The sequence below is a fragment of the Pseudoalteromonas carrageenovora IAM 12662 genome, from assembly GCF_900239935.1.
Classification (GTDB): Bacteria; Pseudomonadota; Gammaproteobacteria; order Enterobacterales; family Alteromonadaceae; genus Pseudoalteromonas; species Pseudoalteromonas carrageenovora.
Genome location: NZ_LT965928.1, coordinates 1,995,853 through 2,008,211 on the forward strand (window position 1 = coordinate 1,995,853; position 12,359 = coordinate 2,008,211).

The 12,359-nt window shown below is 38.3% G+C and carries 14 protein-coding genes; 10 read left to right on the forward strand and 4 right to left on the reverse strand.

Features of this window, described 5'->3' with window-relative positions:
• The first annotated feature begins 3 nt into the window (after positions 1 to 3).
• The 3 genes from ALFOR1_RS09030 to ALFOR1_RS09040 are packed head-to-tail and all read left to right on the forward strand — an operon-like array spanning position 4 to position 1,449.
• Positions 4 to 333, forward strand: coding sequence for a TusE/DsrC/DsvC family sulfur relay protein (locus ALFOR1_RS09030; RefSeq protein WP_058550168.1), 330 nt, complete (start codon positions 4 to 6; stop codon positions 331 to 333).
• Entirely contained in the window at positions 333 to 1,016 is a 684-nt protein-coding gene (locus tag ALFOR1_RS09035) for a pseudouridine synthase (RefSeq protein WP_104642752.1), read from the forward strand. The genes ALFOR1_RS09030 and ALFOR1_RS09035 overlap by 1 nt, the downstream gene beginning before the upstream one ends.
• Entirely contained in the window at positions 1,009 to 1,449 is a 441-nt protein-coding gene (locus ALFOR1_RS09040) for an NUDIX domain-containing protein (protein WP_058550170.1), read from the forward strand. Before ALFOR1_RS09035 ends, ALFOR1_RS09040 begins: the two co-directional genes overlap by 8 nt.
• On the opposite strand, the gene ALFOR1_RS09045 is transcribed toward ALFOR1_RS09040, so the two are convergent.
• Positions 1,446 to 2,729 carry a sensor domain-containing diguanylate cyclase gene (locus tag ALFOR1_RS09045; protein WP_058550171.1) on the reverse strand — a complete coding sequence of 428 codons (1,284 nt, stop codon included), beginning with the start codon at positions 2,727 to 2,729 and terminating at the stop codon, positions 1,446 to 1,448. The two genes, ALFOR1_RS09040 and ALFOR1_RS09045, sit on opposite strands and share 4 nt — an antisense overlap.
• Positions 2,730 to 3,074: 345 nt before the next feature.
• Here ALFOR1_RS09045 and mnmA point away from each other — a divergent pair, with 345 nt between their 5' ends.
• The 5 genes from mnmA to ALFOR1_RS09070 all read left to right on the forward strand — a co-directional run bounded on the left by mnmA (position 3,075) and on the right by ALFOR1_RS09070 (position 7,869).
• Positions 3,075 to 4,175 carry a tRNA 2-thiouridine(34) synthase MnmA gene (mnmA, locus tag ALFOR1_RS09050; protein ID WP_058550172.1) on the forward strand — a complete coding sequence of 367 codons (1,101 nt, stop codon included), beginning with the start codon at positions 3,075 to 3,077 and terminating at the stop codon, positions 4,173 to 4,175.
• Entirely contained in the window at positions 4,175 to 4,777 is a 603-nt protein-coding gene (gene hflD / locus ALFOR1_RS09055) for a high frequency lysogenization protein HflD (protein WP_104642753.1), read from the forward strand. Before mnmA ends, hflD begins: the two co-directional genes overlap by 1 nt.
• Positions 4,778 to 4,808: 31 nt before the next feature.
• On the forward strand, positions 4,809 to 6,179 hold the full coding sequence (gene purB, locus ALFOR1_RS09060; RefSeq protein WP_104642754.1) for an adenylosuccinate lyase: 1,371 nt from the start codon (positions 4,809 to 4,811) through the stop codon (positions 6,177 to 6,179).
• A 76-nt stretch (positions 6,180 to 6,255) separates the two neighbouring features.
• Positions 6,256 to 7,401 (forward strand): ribosomal protein uL16 3-hydroxylase, encoded by a 1,146-nt coding sequence (locus ALFOR1_RS09065; RefSeq protein ID WP_104642755.1) that lies wholly within the window; start codon positions 6,256 to 6,258, stop codon positions 7,399 to 7,401.
• A gap of 9 nt (positions 7,402 to 7,410) precedes the next feature.
• Entirely contained in the window at positions 7,411 to 7,869 is a 459-nt protein-coding gene (locus ALFOR1_RS09070) for a GNAT family N-acetyltransferase (protein ID WP_104642756.1), read from the forward strand.
• 52 nt (positions 7,870 to 7,921) lie between these two features.
• Here ALFOR1_RS09070 and ALFOR1_RS09075 read toward each other — a convergent pair whose 3' ends face one another.
• Both ALFOR1_RS09075 and ALFOR1_RS09080 read right to left on the reverse strand, forming a co-directional pair.
• Positions 7,922 to 8,368 carry a DUF4826 family protein gene (locus ALFOR1_RS09075; RefSeq protein WP_104642757.1) on the reverse strand — a complete coding sequence of 149 codons (447 nt, stop codon included), beginning with the start codon at positions 8,366 to 8,368 and terminating at the stop codon, positions 7,922 to 7,924.
• Positions 8,369 to 8,482: 114 nt separating this feature from the next.
• Complete coding sequence (locus ALFOR1_RS09080) at positions 8,483 to 9,886, reverse strand: M28 family metallopeptidase (protein WP_104642758.1); 1,404 nt, start codon at positions 9,884 to 9,886, stop codon at positions 8,483 to 8,485.
• 196 nt (positions 9,887 to 10,082) lie between these two features.
• Here ALFOR1_RS09080 and ALFOR1_RS09085 point away from each other — a divergent pair, with 196 nt between their 5' ends.
• On the forward strand, positions 10,083 to 10,853 hold the full coding sequence (locus ALFOR1_RS09085; protein ID WP_232007031.1) for a class I SAM-dependent methyltransferase: 771 nt from the start codon (positions 10,083 to 10,085) through the stop codon (positions 10,851 to 10,853).
• A 34-nt stretch (positions 10,854 to 10,887) separates the two neighbouring features.
• Here ALFOR1_RS09085 and ALFOR1_RS09090 read toward each other — a convergent pair whose 3' ends face one another.
• Entirely contained in the window at positions 10,888 to 11,292 is a 405-nt protein-coding gene (locus ALFOR1_RS09090) for a GFA family protein (RefSeq protein WP_058550180.1), read from the reverse strand.
• Positions 11,293 to 11,504: 212 nt separating this feature from the next.
• Here ALFOR1_RS09090 and ALFOR1_RS09095 point away from each other — a divergent pair, with 212 nt between their 5' ends.
• Positions 11,505 to 12,341 (forward strand): hypothetical protein, encoded by an 837-nt coding sequence (locus tag ALFOR1_RS09095; protein ID WP_104642759.1) that lies wholly within the window; start codon positions 11,505 to 11,507, stop codon positions 12,339 to 12,341.
• Positions 12,342 to 12,359: the final 18 nt, after the last annotated feature.

Below are 12,359 nucleotides of genomic sequence, written 5' to 3' on the forward strand. Positions count from 1 at the left end.
CCCATGCTTGAATTTAATAATCTACACATTGACACCGACAAACAAGGTTATTTACTTGATCACACACTGTGGACTAAAGAGTTAGCCCCTGTTATTGCCGCGCAAGAAAATATAACCCTGAGTGAGCAACACTGGGAAGTTATAAACTTCGTTCGCAATTTTTACCTTGAGTACAATACAAGCCCTGCTATTCGTATGCTTGTAAAAGCCATGGCTAAAGCGCTTGGAGAAGATAAAGGTAATAGTATTTACTTATACAAATTATTTCCTAAAGGCCCTGCTAAACAAGCAACTAAAATTGCCGGACTACCAAAGCCAGCTAGGTGTATTTAATGAAAAACAAATCGAGCAATAAAAACACACCTGATTCGACAGCTAAACGTAATACCGGGCGCACTTACTCGCGAAGTGCGCTTAAAAAGCCTGCAGGGAGACGAGAGATAAAGCCGCAAATTGCCTCTAAAGATAGAAAAATTGTCCTTTTTAATAAACCGTTTGATGTTCTTTGCCAATTTACCGACGATGACAACAGGCAAACACTCGCACAGTTTATCCCTATAAAAGAAGTATATGCTGCAGGAAGGTTAGACCGTGACAGTGAAGGTTTATTACTTTTAACAAACTGCGGAAAATTACAAAATACCTTAACCTCCCCTAATAAAAAAACAAATAAAACATATTGGGTGCAAGTAGAAGGTGAGCCCACTCACGAATCCATCAACGCATTATGCAAAGGGGTTGAGCTAAAAGACGGCCTAACACTTCCGGCTAATGTTAAAATTATTGACGAACCTGATATATGGCCACGTAACCCACCCGTTCGTGAACGTAAGTCAATCCCAACTACATGGCTTAGTATTACAATTAATGAGGGAAAAAATAGGCAAGTACGCAGAATGACTGCTCATATTGGCCACCCTACATTACGCCTAATTCGCTACAGTATTGGTAATTACACCTTAGATGATATTAATTCAGGCGATTACAACGTCATTAAAGGTGCTCTAGATGCATAAACCACATGTAACTGTTGCTGCAATAGTAAAAAATAAGCAGCAGTTTTTACTCGTTAAAGAGCGAGATAAATTTACTAAGCGAATTTGTTATAATCAACCTGCAGGTCATCTCGAAGAAAAAGAAACGCTGGCTCAAGCAGCCTCTAGAGAGCTTTTAGAAGAAACGGGTTTAAGTTTAAAGCCTAGCGGCTTTTTAGGTGTTTATAATTTGCATGCAGCTAACGGCGTACATTATTTAAGGTTTTGTTTTTTATTTGAAACAACAAGTGAAACCGCAGTGCTTGAGCCAAAAGACAGCGATATAATATCGGCTAATTGGCACAGCTATGAGCAAATTAAAGACCTTCCCCTTAGAAGCCACCTTGTTTTGAAATGTATACAAGATAGTTTAAACAAAGCGCCTTTAAGCCTAGATACAATTTATGACGATTAACTAGTTTCACTTTTTGCAAGTGCAATACAATTACGCCCTTGACGTTTAGCATAATAAAGAGCGTTATCCGCCCCCTTAACAAAGCTAAATCGGTCCTCTGTATCGTTATCGTCAATAGTATTTATTCCCATACTTAGTGATAATAAACCACTGTAGCTATCCTCGTGGACTATCGCTAAACTTTCAATTGCTTTTTCAATTTGTTCGGCAATAAACAAAGCGCCTTGCCTGTCTGTTTGCGGCAATAAAACAACAAACTCTTCGCCGCCATAGCGTGCAACAAAATCTTCAGGGCGACTAACGGTGGAAGCTATTTCTTGAGCTACATCGTATAAACAGGTATCTCCTGCCATATGCCCGTACCGATCGTTAAATTGCTTAAAGTAGTCTATGTCTATTAAAATAATAGAAAGCGCACCATTTCTGTCACGAGCACAGTCAAATTCTTGTACAAGTTTCTCGTCAAATCGGCGCCTATTTGCTATTCGCGTTAGCGAATCAAGAAATGCCATATCTCTAAGAATATCTTCTGCCTCCATTCGCTCCGTTGCGTCATTAAAAACGGCAATAAACTCTTCACCAATATTTATACCAGAGACTTCCATCAATATTTGCGAGCCATCGCTGCAACTTACTTTATAATTATTAGCAGGAATATCATTATTGTTTTCTTGTGCAACATCTAAAGACTCCTGCCAAAGTTTTTTTACAAACTCTCGGTATTGAGGATCTGGATATGCTTTTTTCCACCAGGCTTTTAAATTTGGTACCTCTTTGACAGAATAACCAAATACATCTACAAACCTCTGATTTACTTTAAGTATGTCACCTGTGTTTGCGCATACATTACATATAGGCATGGGTAGTTTAGTAAATAACTTAGCGTAATGGCTCAACTCATGCTTTCGCATAGGATTTAAAATATTTTGTGATAAGTAGCTTGATGGCATGTCACCTTTATCACTGTTGATTTTTTGTTCCATAATTAAAGCAAAATACCACTCGAGCCACCACCCCTCAACGGTTTGTAACACAAGGCTCTGGGTTTGATCAGACAGATAAAGTGACTTTCTTATTAAGCCAAAAAGTTCATTAACAGGATTTGGCTCTTGATATACATGCACTTTTTTTAATTTAATTAACTCGTAGAATAAATGATACGCTGACTGCTTAAATTCATGTTTTGGGTTTGCTAAAACATCGCTAATTTGAAAGTCAGGTTTTGCTATGTAATGTACGACAAACGATTCTATTTTACTTACCTGATAGGCATAATTCATATATTCATTCCATTGACTATATTTTTAATGACGTTATAAATGCCAAGTTTGCTTCTAATACTTTTACCTAAGTGTATATTTACTTTAATAGTTTTCAAACAAAATACTAGTAAATAAGTATAAAAAACTAAAGTATTTGTTTTTTATCTAAAATGATAATTATTTAGTACATTTAATGCCAAAGGCTTATTTATTCTTATTGAGCCCTGTTTGCTATTTATTATAAAAATAAAATCAGCATAAAATAGGCTCTTTACACACCCTCTCCCTTTAAGCACAAACAAAATACATGCTATAATCGCGGCCTTTCCAAGTTAACAGCAATCTGTATAAGCGAAATTATTCATGAGCGAAAATAGTCACATTAAAGTCATTGTTGGTATGTCCGGCGGTGTTGATTCTTCTGTATCTGCATATTTATTACAACAACAGGGCTACCAAGTAGAAGGCCTGTTTATGAAGAACTGGGAAGAAGACGACAATGACGAATACTGTGCAGCAGCCGATGATTTAAAAGACGCACAAGCAGTATGCGACAAGTTAGGCATAGAATTACACACTGTTAATTTTGCAGCAGAATACTGGGATAACGTATTTGAGTACTTTTTAGAAGAGTACAAGGCAGGCCGTACGCCTAACCCAGATATAATGTGTAATAAAGAAATTAAATTTAAAGCATTTTTAGAGTTTGCTGCACAAGCACTTGGCGCAGACTTTATAGCAACGGGTCATTACGTTCGCCGTGAACTACGAGACGACAAATACGTAATGTGCCGTGGTCTAGATAACAATAAAGACCAAAGCTACTTTTTATACACATTAAGCCACGAGCATATCGCGCAAACTTTATTCCCTGTTGGTGATATAGAAAAGCCAGAAGTACGTCGCATTGCCGAAGAGCAAGATTTAATCACTCACGATAAAAAAGACAGTACAGGAATTTGTTTTATCGGTGAGCGTAAGTTTAAAGATTTTTTACAGAAGTTTTTACCTGCGCAACCAGGTGTTATCGAAGACACGGACGGTAATAACGTAGGTGAGCATGAAGGCTTAATGTACCATACACTTGGTCAACGCAAAGGTTTGCTAATTGGTGGCATGAAAGAAGGCTCTGGTGAGCCATGGTACGTAGTTGATAAAGACTTAGAGCGTAACGTACTCGTTGTTGGCCAAGGTAAAGACCACCCTCGCCTTTATAGCAATGGTCTTAATGCAAACCAATTACATTGGGTTGACCGCATTGGTCCAAAAGGGTCAACGCGTTGTACAGTTAAAACACGTTACCGCCAAGAAGACTTAAGCTGTACCCTGCTTGTAGGCGAAGACGGCATGGCTCGTGTATTATTTGACGAGCCACAAAAAGCAGTTACACCAGGTCAATCTGCTGTATTTTATGCAGACGATGTATGTTTAGGCGGTGGTATTATTGATTCGGTGATCAAGTAATGAATGAACACCAAGTCATGGCGCTTGCTGCCATGTGTCAAGTAGCTAAACAAGTTCAAAAAATTGCGCAATACGGTTCTAATAACGAACACGACCTAGAAGTATTATTCGCAAGTATTGTACAAATATCACCTGCGTCACCGGTTGATGTGTATCAAGGTACGCATAACTTACGTGATGGCTATAAAACATTATTAGCTCAGCTAACAGCTGGTGCTCAAAAGGATGTTGAAATAGTAAAATACGTAGGTGGTTTAATGCAGCTTGAGCGCGCGCTGAGTGCAAACGACAAAAGCTTAAACGAATTAGGTAAACGAATTGATGATATCCATCGTCGTTTAGACCACTTTGCTATTACCGACGAAAGCGTTGTTGCCGGTTTAGCAGATATATACTCGTCGGTGCTGAGCCCCCTTGGGCACCGAATTCAGGTTTATGGTAAACCCGAGTTATTAAAACAGCAACTCACTCAAAATAAAATCCGTGCATTATTACTTGCCGGTATTAGAAGTGCAGTATTATGGCGACAAATGGGCGGTAAACGCCGTCATTTTTTCTTTGCAAAAAGAAAAATTATCGCCATAGCTAAAGCAAAAATTTAATTATCGTTCAAACTAAAATTTAGGAGTTATTATGGAGCTTTCAGCGTTAACGGCTATCTCTCCAGTGGATGGTCGCTACGGCAGCAAAACCACTGAACTACGTAGTATTTTCAGCGAATTTGGCTTAATCAAATACCGCGTAATTGTTGAAGTGCGTTGGTTGCAAGCGTTAGCTGCAGCAAGCGAAATTAAAGAAGTACCTGCATTTAGCGAACAAGCAAATGCACTTTTAAACGCCATTGTAGATAACTTTAGCGAAGCAGATGCACAACGTGTTAAAGATATTGAACGTACAACTAATCACGATGTTAAAGCGGTTGAATACCTACTAAAAGAAAAAGTAGCCGACAACGCAGAGCTTCATGCAATTAACGAATTTATCCACTTCGCATGTACCTCTGAAGACATCAATAACCTATCTCATGGTTTAATGCTAACTGAAGCTCGTAACAAGGTTTTACTACCTTACTGTGATGATTTACTTAGCGCTATTAAAGAAAAAGCTGTTGAGTATAAAGCAATCCCAATGATGACACGTACGCACGGACAACCTGCTACACCATCTACAATGGGTAAAGAGTTTGCAAACGTATACATGCGTTTAAAGCGTCAGCGTGACCAAATTGCTCAAGTTGAAATGCTAGGTAAAGTAAACGGTGCTGTTGGTAACTATAATGCTCACCTAAGCGCTTATCCAGATTACGACTGGCATACACATGCAGACAAGTTTGTATCAAGCTTAGGTTTAACACTGAACCCATTTACTACTCAAATTGAACCGCATGACTACATAGCTGAGTTATTTGATGCTATCGCTCGATTTAACACTATATTGCTCGACTTTGATCGTGATATGTGGGGTTATATTGCACTTAATCACTTTAAGCAAAAAACAATTGCAGGTGAAATAGGTTCATCAACTATGCCGCACAAAGTTAACCCTATTGATTTTGAAAACTCAGAAGGTAACTTAGGCTTAGCAAATGCTATTTTTGCTCACCTTGCACAAAAATTACCAGTATCTCGCTGGCAGCGTGACCTTACCGACTCAACGGTTTTACGTAACCTTGGTGTGGGTATGGGTTATGCCCTTATTGCGTATCAGTCAACACTTAAAGGTGTTAGCAAACTTGAAGTTAACGAGCAACGTTTGCTTGAAGAGCTTGACCAAAACTGGGAATTACTAGCAGAGCCAATTCAAACGGTAATGCGTAAATACGGTATCGAAAAGCCATACGAAAAACTTAAAGATTTAACCCGTGGTAAGCGCGTAAATCAAGAAATTATGGCTGACTTTATCGATGGTTTAAACCTTCCAGAGCACGCTAAAGTAGAAATGAAAAAACTAACACCTGCCAACTACATTGGCCGCGCTGTTGAGTTTATTGACGATTTAGTTTAAATACTAAATTGCGCATATAAAAAGCGAAAGGATAATCCCTTTCGCTTTTTTTGTCTTAAATTTATAGGCCAACTCTATGTACCAACTAAAAATAAACAACCTCTCTGAGCAAGAGTTTTTAACCCATTTTTGGCAAAAAAAACCACTGCTAATAAAGCAAGGCTTTAGTAATTTTAACGATCCAATTGAAGCTGAAGAATTAGCAGGCCTAGCTATAGAACAAAGCATAGAGTCGCGTATTGTCACTAACCACAATAACGACTGGCAAGCACACCAAGGTCCATTTGAAAACTTTGAATTATTAACCGAAGAACATTCAACATTACTTGTTCAAGCAGTCGATCATTGGCATTGTGAGGCAGCCCAATTACTGGAGCCATTTAGATTTATTCCAAATTGGCGAATTGATGATTTAATGGTTAGCTACTCAACGCCTAATGGTGGTGTTGGCCCACATTTAGACCAATACGACGTATTTATTATTCAAGGCGAAGGTAAACGTCATTGGCGCGTAGGCCTGCCTGATCCAACACTTAAGCAATTTGCGCAAAACAAAAAACTACTTCAGGTTGAAGCATTTGACGCCGTAATTGATTGTATTTTAGAGCCTGGCGATATCTTATATATTCCGCCTGGTTGCCCACATGAAGGTTATGCCGTTGAAAATGCACTAAACTATTCAGTCGGTTTTAGAGCGCCTAACCAACAAGATTTACTATCAAGTTTTGCCGATCATATTATTGATACCGAAAGCGGTCAAAAGCGCTATACCGATCATAACCTTACTCTTAGAGAGTCAAAAGGTGAACTAACTAATCTTGAAGTTGATAAAGTTAAAACCTTAATGGCCACCCTTTTAGAGAATAACGAACTCTTTAAACAATGGCTTGGAAACACGCTAAGCCAAGCCAAACACGAAATGGATTTAGCACCTTTAGAAGATGAACTTTCAAGCGATGATACAACCCAATTACTAAACGATGAAAACAATGTGTTTGAGCGTTTAGGGGGTGTTAGAGCTATTTACCAAATACTTGAGAGTGCAGTATTATTAAGTGTTAATGGTGAAAATTATGAACTGCCAATGAGCGATTTAAATGCAGTTAAATTATTAACCGATACCAGCTATTTTAGTAGCGAAGATTTAATGGCTCACCAACCCAGTCTAGAATTTATTAAAACCTTTACTACACTAGTTAATGAAGGGATATGGTATAACTAGAGGTGAGCTATGGGCTATCGAGTTAACGAAGTAGATTGGAACAGACAAAAAAATTTGTTACAGCAAATACGAGAACGCGTTTTTGTATACGAGTTACATATACCCAAAAGAGTAGAGTTCGATAGCCTAGATGCAATATGCCAACATGTACTCGTTACCGATGAGTCTGAGCAAGCCGTAGCGACGGGCAGATTATGCAGTGACGGCTTAATTGGCCGTATTGCAGTGCTACCAGAGCACCGTAACCGCCTTGTATATCAATCACTTTTAAACTTTATTGTTAAGCTTGCAGCACGCCAAGGTATTAATACCATTTGTATTAACTGTATTTTAAACGAAGTTCAACTTTTCAATCAAAATGGTTTTATAAAACAAGGGTGTGTGTTTATGGAAGCCGGTATACCCAGGCAAAGAATGCAGTGTGAAGTAGCCGACTTTGTTACTAAGCCATTTACACTCGTACATTAAAAAAGGGCAATTCATAATTTGCCCTTTTTATTTTACTTAACTTAAATGCTGATTACTTAGGCTCATTAGCCCATAACTGTTCGTTTTCATGCATTTCGTACAAACCATGTGCACGATTTATAAGTAAATTTGCAAAGTTAACTTGTGTTTGGTCTCGTGCGCCAACACTCATTATTTGATCAGCCTTTAACTGCCACTGCAATGAAAAGTAACGCATAGCATCACGTGCATCTTTTGCTGCACTTACCTCTGCATGATCCGTAGGTAAACGCCCAGTAACAACCCAGTACGTTTTGCCATTTTGCGCTTTAAACTTCCACATAGCGCAAAGAGGAGCCAAAAAGCGACTATCTTTATCTACTACAGACTTTGGCATAATGCCTTTTTCTGCTAAATATTTTTGTGCATTTTGAAAACACTCACGTTGCCATGCAATTCGCTGCTCTGGTGTTATAACTTGCTCTTTTTCTGTTAACGGTTTTTTTTCTTGTTGCTGCATTTTTTATTAACCTTATTACTTCTTTTTTAACACTCTAAGGGCATAACAAATAAGGTGCAAGCATAAAACACCTGCTTTGCACCTAATAAGATTTGTTTGCTGGGTTTTTAAGCGTTATTTAATATTATGATCAAAAGAGCCTACATCGCCTGGAAATACAACAGGTGATTCAACCCCTTCTTTGCTTACAGAGGCCACGCCAAAGTAATAGTTATCAATCACAACATTTTTAAGCGTATAGTTTGTTACATTCCCTACGTATCTACTAAACTGCCACTGTGGCTCGCTTGTGTAACGCCAATAAATTTTATAGCCGGCAATATTATTATCATCACTGCTTGCCCACGAAAAAGACGTATCGGCTGTAACCGCTCCAGATATTTTAACTTGTTTAGGAGGTGCTGGTGCCCACGCCATAGAGGCCATAGTTACTGCATTAAGTGAAGTGAGCTTTGCTGTGTAATCAAAATCAACACCTTCGATAGTATCGCCATACTCAATGCCCTCTTCTGTTCGTAAATCTTGGTGCTGACGATCGTAATGTTCATTAGTTTCCATAATGCGGACCGCTGCAAAACCAGCATCGTTAAACGGGCGATGATGCCCGCCTCGACCAAATCGGTCCAACCTGTAAACTAACATTGTATCTAAATTTTCAATGTACCTGTCGGCAACTGTATCAATATAACGCGCTAAATTACGACTAGCTGAGTCTACTTCGCCACCGGTAAATCGGCGTGTTCTTGCTTGTTCTTTAGTTTCAACAACACGAGTACCTTCAGAAAATATACGTGCGGTTGTATTATCGGTAACGCCGTTAATACCTGTAATATTGCCTATCATGTCGTTATTTAACACGCCATGTACTTGCCAATCATGCTTTTGTGCATAGGCTGTGAGTATTTTACCGCCAAACAAACCTTGTTCTTCACCTGACAAAGCAGCATAAACAACTGACCCATTAAACTTATATTTACTCAGTACGCGAGCCGCTTCAATAACCCCAGCAACGCCCGATGCATTATCATTAGCACCGGGGGAATCACTCGTAAAATCCATAACATCGCTCACACGTGAGTCAATATCACCCGACATTATCACCATTCTATTAGGCTCAGTAGCGCCGCGTTGTATAGCAACAATATTTACTACTTCAACAGGATCAGGTATACGTTTTTCGCCAGATATAGTGTCTTTTACTTCAATTATTTCAAGACAACCACCACATTGCGCTGATATTTTTTCAAACTCTTTTTTGATCCAGCGCCTAGCAGCGCCAATACCACGAATATTCGACTTGGTATCAGAAAGTGTATGACGAGTTCCAAAATCCACCAGCGTTTGAATATCACTGCCAATACGTACAGCTGATACTTGAGCTGCTATGTCATGTAACTTTTGTTGGTCGGTATATTGTAATTGTGTTTGCCCATATGCTGACATAGCAACGCTACATGCACCGGCAAGTACGCTAAGTTTAAGTAATCTTGTTGATATTTTAAAAGGTGTTTTAAGCATTTAATCGCTCCTAGTTATTATAAGGTAACCATTACTTAACTTAGGTTTGATGGCAATATATTTGAGGTAGATACTAAAACGAGCGCGCCCAAGTGCAATTAACAGGCTAAATTACAAACCTTGTTACATAATTAGTGTATGTAGATAGGTGTTTTTCGTGGCACACTATCGTTGTGTTTTTATAAATAGTTAATATATGCGCCAGCTTAAAGAAGATACCGTAAAAATGAACCAAATTGAGTTTAAACCTACCCAATTTGGCCCGGTATGTGTTTATCAAAACACTCTGTATAGATGGCTTACTCTTGCCCAAAATACCAACGAGGATGTGGTGATCCAAGGGGTGATGAACCTCAAACACAACGAGCAAGTGTTAGTACCTATCAACCAATGCATGTTTTTATTCTTATTGAGCCTTAAAACAACGAATTTAAATATTTTAAATTTAGGTTTAGGTACCGCAGGCTTTGAGCGAGTCATGTACTATCTTAACGACTGTACTGCTTACATAGATTCAATCAGTACATTCAATACTGTAGAAATTAACCCAACAATCAACACCATAGCTAAGCAACACTTTAATTTACCAAGTCACCATAATGTGTACATTCAATCCGCTGAACACTATATAAAACAATGTACAAATACTTTTGATGTAATTGCGATTGATATATTTAGCGGAGAGCATCATCAACCTTTTTTAACATGCAATGACTTTTGGCAAAACATTACTCGTTGTAGTGCAAAGCACAGTCAAATTTTAGTCAATTTAAATCCACATACAGGACAAGAGCTACAAGCATTATTAGTTTTACTGAGGCAGCACTTTAACTGCATTGCAATTATTGAGTTTAACGAATACAAAAACATAGTCGTTATTTTGAGCCAGCAAACACTTATTCACATTAACGTTGAGGAAATACAAAACTCACCCGTTTTTAAGCAGATGGCCCCCCCTACTGTATAAAGAAATAAACAGTATTTATCATATAGAGTAACTTCTATCTTCCTGGCTCGTGTTGCTCATAACATGGCAGGCTTGTTTCTAATTGCTCCCAGTTTGCTTTAGATGTAACAAAGTTATGTGACACCACTTGCTCGGTAATCTCTGAATCAATTAGGCCTAAACGAATTCTTACCCGGCTTTTATCATCGCTGTTAGCACTGTAAATTGGTGAACCACAGCACTTACAAAAAAATCGTGCTCGCCCTGGTTTAAAATTAAATTCACTAAGTTTATTTGCGCCCTTAGTAACACTAAATTCAGACGTATTTACAAAGCCATTAGTAGCAAATGCAGTACCGCTGTTTTTTCGACAAAGCGAACAATGACAATGGATAATACTGCAAATACTTCCTGATATTTCAACCCTTACTTCGCCACATAAACAAGTACCAGTGTACATAAAATCCCTTAATTATATTTATTTGTCTATTTTAAAATAATAATACCGACTTAAAAATAAAACGTAAGTGTTAAGTTTCATTATGGGTACTCATTAAATACTTGTTGACTAACAAAATACAAATTGGTTATATGGGCAGCTAAGTTTAAAAATAAAAAACCGATAAATTGGTTAACCAATTTACGCTAATCAAAATCTTATAAAGAGCGCTTATGTGTATTAGACACACCCTATTACTACCTGTTCTCGCTTCGTTAGTTGCATGTAATCAAAATCATCACAATGCATCTTCATCGCAGTGGTTACTCATAGATAACTTTGAGAATAATCTTAGTGACTGGCAAAAAGCCGATACCGACAATCAAACCAAGCCACATCAACCCAACCCGCAAATAACAATAATTGAGCAGGGACAAAGCAGCGATCACGCTAATCACTATTTATTAAAAAAACCAGCAGCTGAAGGCGTAATTGGGAACCGTAAAGCACTTACTTATAAAAAATTGCCTAAACCAGTGCCTGTTGGCGAAACTTATACTTTTTATACACGTATTAATGTTGCCGCCTTTCCTAATAATCATGCCTTTGGGCTTAGTAATTTACAGCCAGACGAAATAAACAAACATGGCTATGACGCATTTGAACCCACGCTTAGAGTGACCGATAAAGCTGAGTCGAACGGCCATATAAACGATGGCGCGCTTATGGTTAAAACTGATACTGGCTACAGCAACATTCAAAATTATAAAACAGCGCAATCAGCACAGCCTTTAAATACAAATACGTGGTACAACGTTTGGTATGTTGTAAATAACGCATCAGTAAAAATGCAGGGACAACAATACAATGTGTATGTACAAGGCGGAGAGTTTAAAACGCAAACGTTAGTCTATAAAAATGCTAAATTTAGAATGAAACGTGAGCTACCTCTAATTTATTTTTTGGCTAACTGTAATACGGGCCCGTTAAAAAAACCATACGGTAACGGCGGCCTCAAATACGATGATTTATACATGAGCCGCGGTATCAACCTTTCAAGCCCGCTTTAATAGATAATTAAAGCCTAC

What these genes read in the sequence shown, in the direction of transcription:
- ALFOR1_RS09030 (WP_058550168.1), top strand. Translation starts at nt 4, where the DNA reads ATGCTTGAATTTAATAATCTACACATTGACACCGACAAACAAGGTTAT.
- ALFOR1_RS09035 (WP_104642752.1), top strand. Translation starts at nt 333, where the DNA reads ATGAAAAACAAATCGAGCAATAAAAACACACCTGATTCGACAGCTAAA.
- ALFOR1_RS09040 (WP_058550170.1), top strand. Translation starts at nt 1,009, where the DNA reads ATGCATAAACCACATGTAACTGTTGCTGCAATAGTAAAAAATAAGCAG.
- ALFOR1_RS09045 (WP_058550171.1), bottom strand. Translation starts at nt 2,729, where the DNA reads ATGAATTATGCCTATCAGGTAAGTAAAATAGAATCGTTTGTCGTACAT.
- mnmA (WP_058550172.1), top strand. Translation starts at nt 3,075, where the DNA reads ATGAGCGAAAATAGTCACATTAAAGTCATTGTTGGTATGTCCGGCGGT.
- hflD (WP_104642753.1), top strand. Translation starts at nt 4,175, where the DNA reads ATGAATGAACACCAAGTCATGGCGCTTGCTGCCATGTGTCAAGTAGCT.
- purB (WP_104642754.1), top strand. Translation starts at nt 4,809, where the DNA reads ATGGAGCTTTCAGCGTTAACGGCTATCTCTCCAGTGGATGGTCGCTAC.
- ALFOR1_RS09065 (WP_104642755.1), top strand. Translation starts at nt 6,256, where the DNA reads ATGTACCAACTAAAAATAAACAACCTCTCTGAGCAAGAGTTTTTAACC.
- ALFOR1_RS09070 (WP_104642756.1), top strand. Translation starts at nt 7,411, where the DNA reads ATGGGCTATCGAGTTAACGAAGTAGATTGGAACAGACAAAAAAATTTG.
- ALFOR1_RS09075 (WP_104642757.1), bottom strand. Translation starts at nt 8,368, where the DNA reads ATGCAGCAACAAGAAAAAAAACCGTTAACAGAAAAAGAGCAAGTTATA.
- ALFOR1_RS09080 (WP_104642758.1), bottom strand. Translation starts at nt 9,886, where the DNA reads ATGCTTAAAACACCTTTTAAAATATCAACAAGATTACTTAAACTTAGC.
- ALFOR1_RS09085 (WP_232007031.1), top strand. Translation starts at nt 10,083, where the DNA reads ATGCGCCAGCTTAAAGAAGATACCGTAAAAATGAACCAAATTGAGTTT.
- ALFOR1_RS09090 (WP_058550180.1), bottom strand. Translation starts at nt 11,292, where the DNA reads ATGTACACTGGTACTTGTTTATGTGGCGAAGTAAGGGTTGAAATATCA.
- ALFOR1_RS09095 (WP_104642759.1), top strand. Translation starts at nt 11,505, where the DNA reads ATGTGTATTAGACACACCCTATTACTACCTGTTCTCGCTTCGTTAGTT.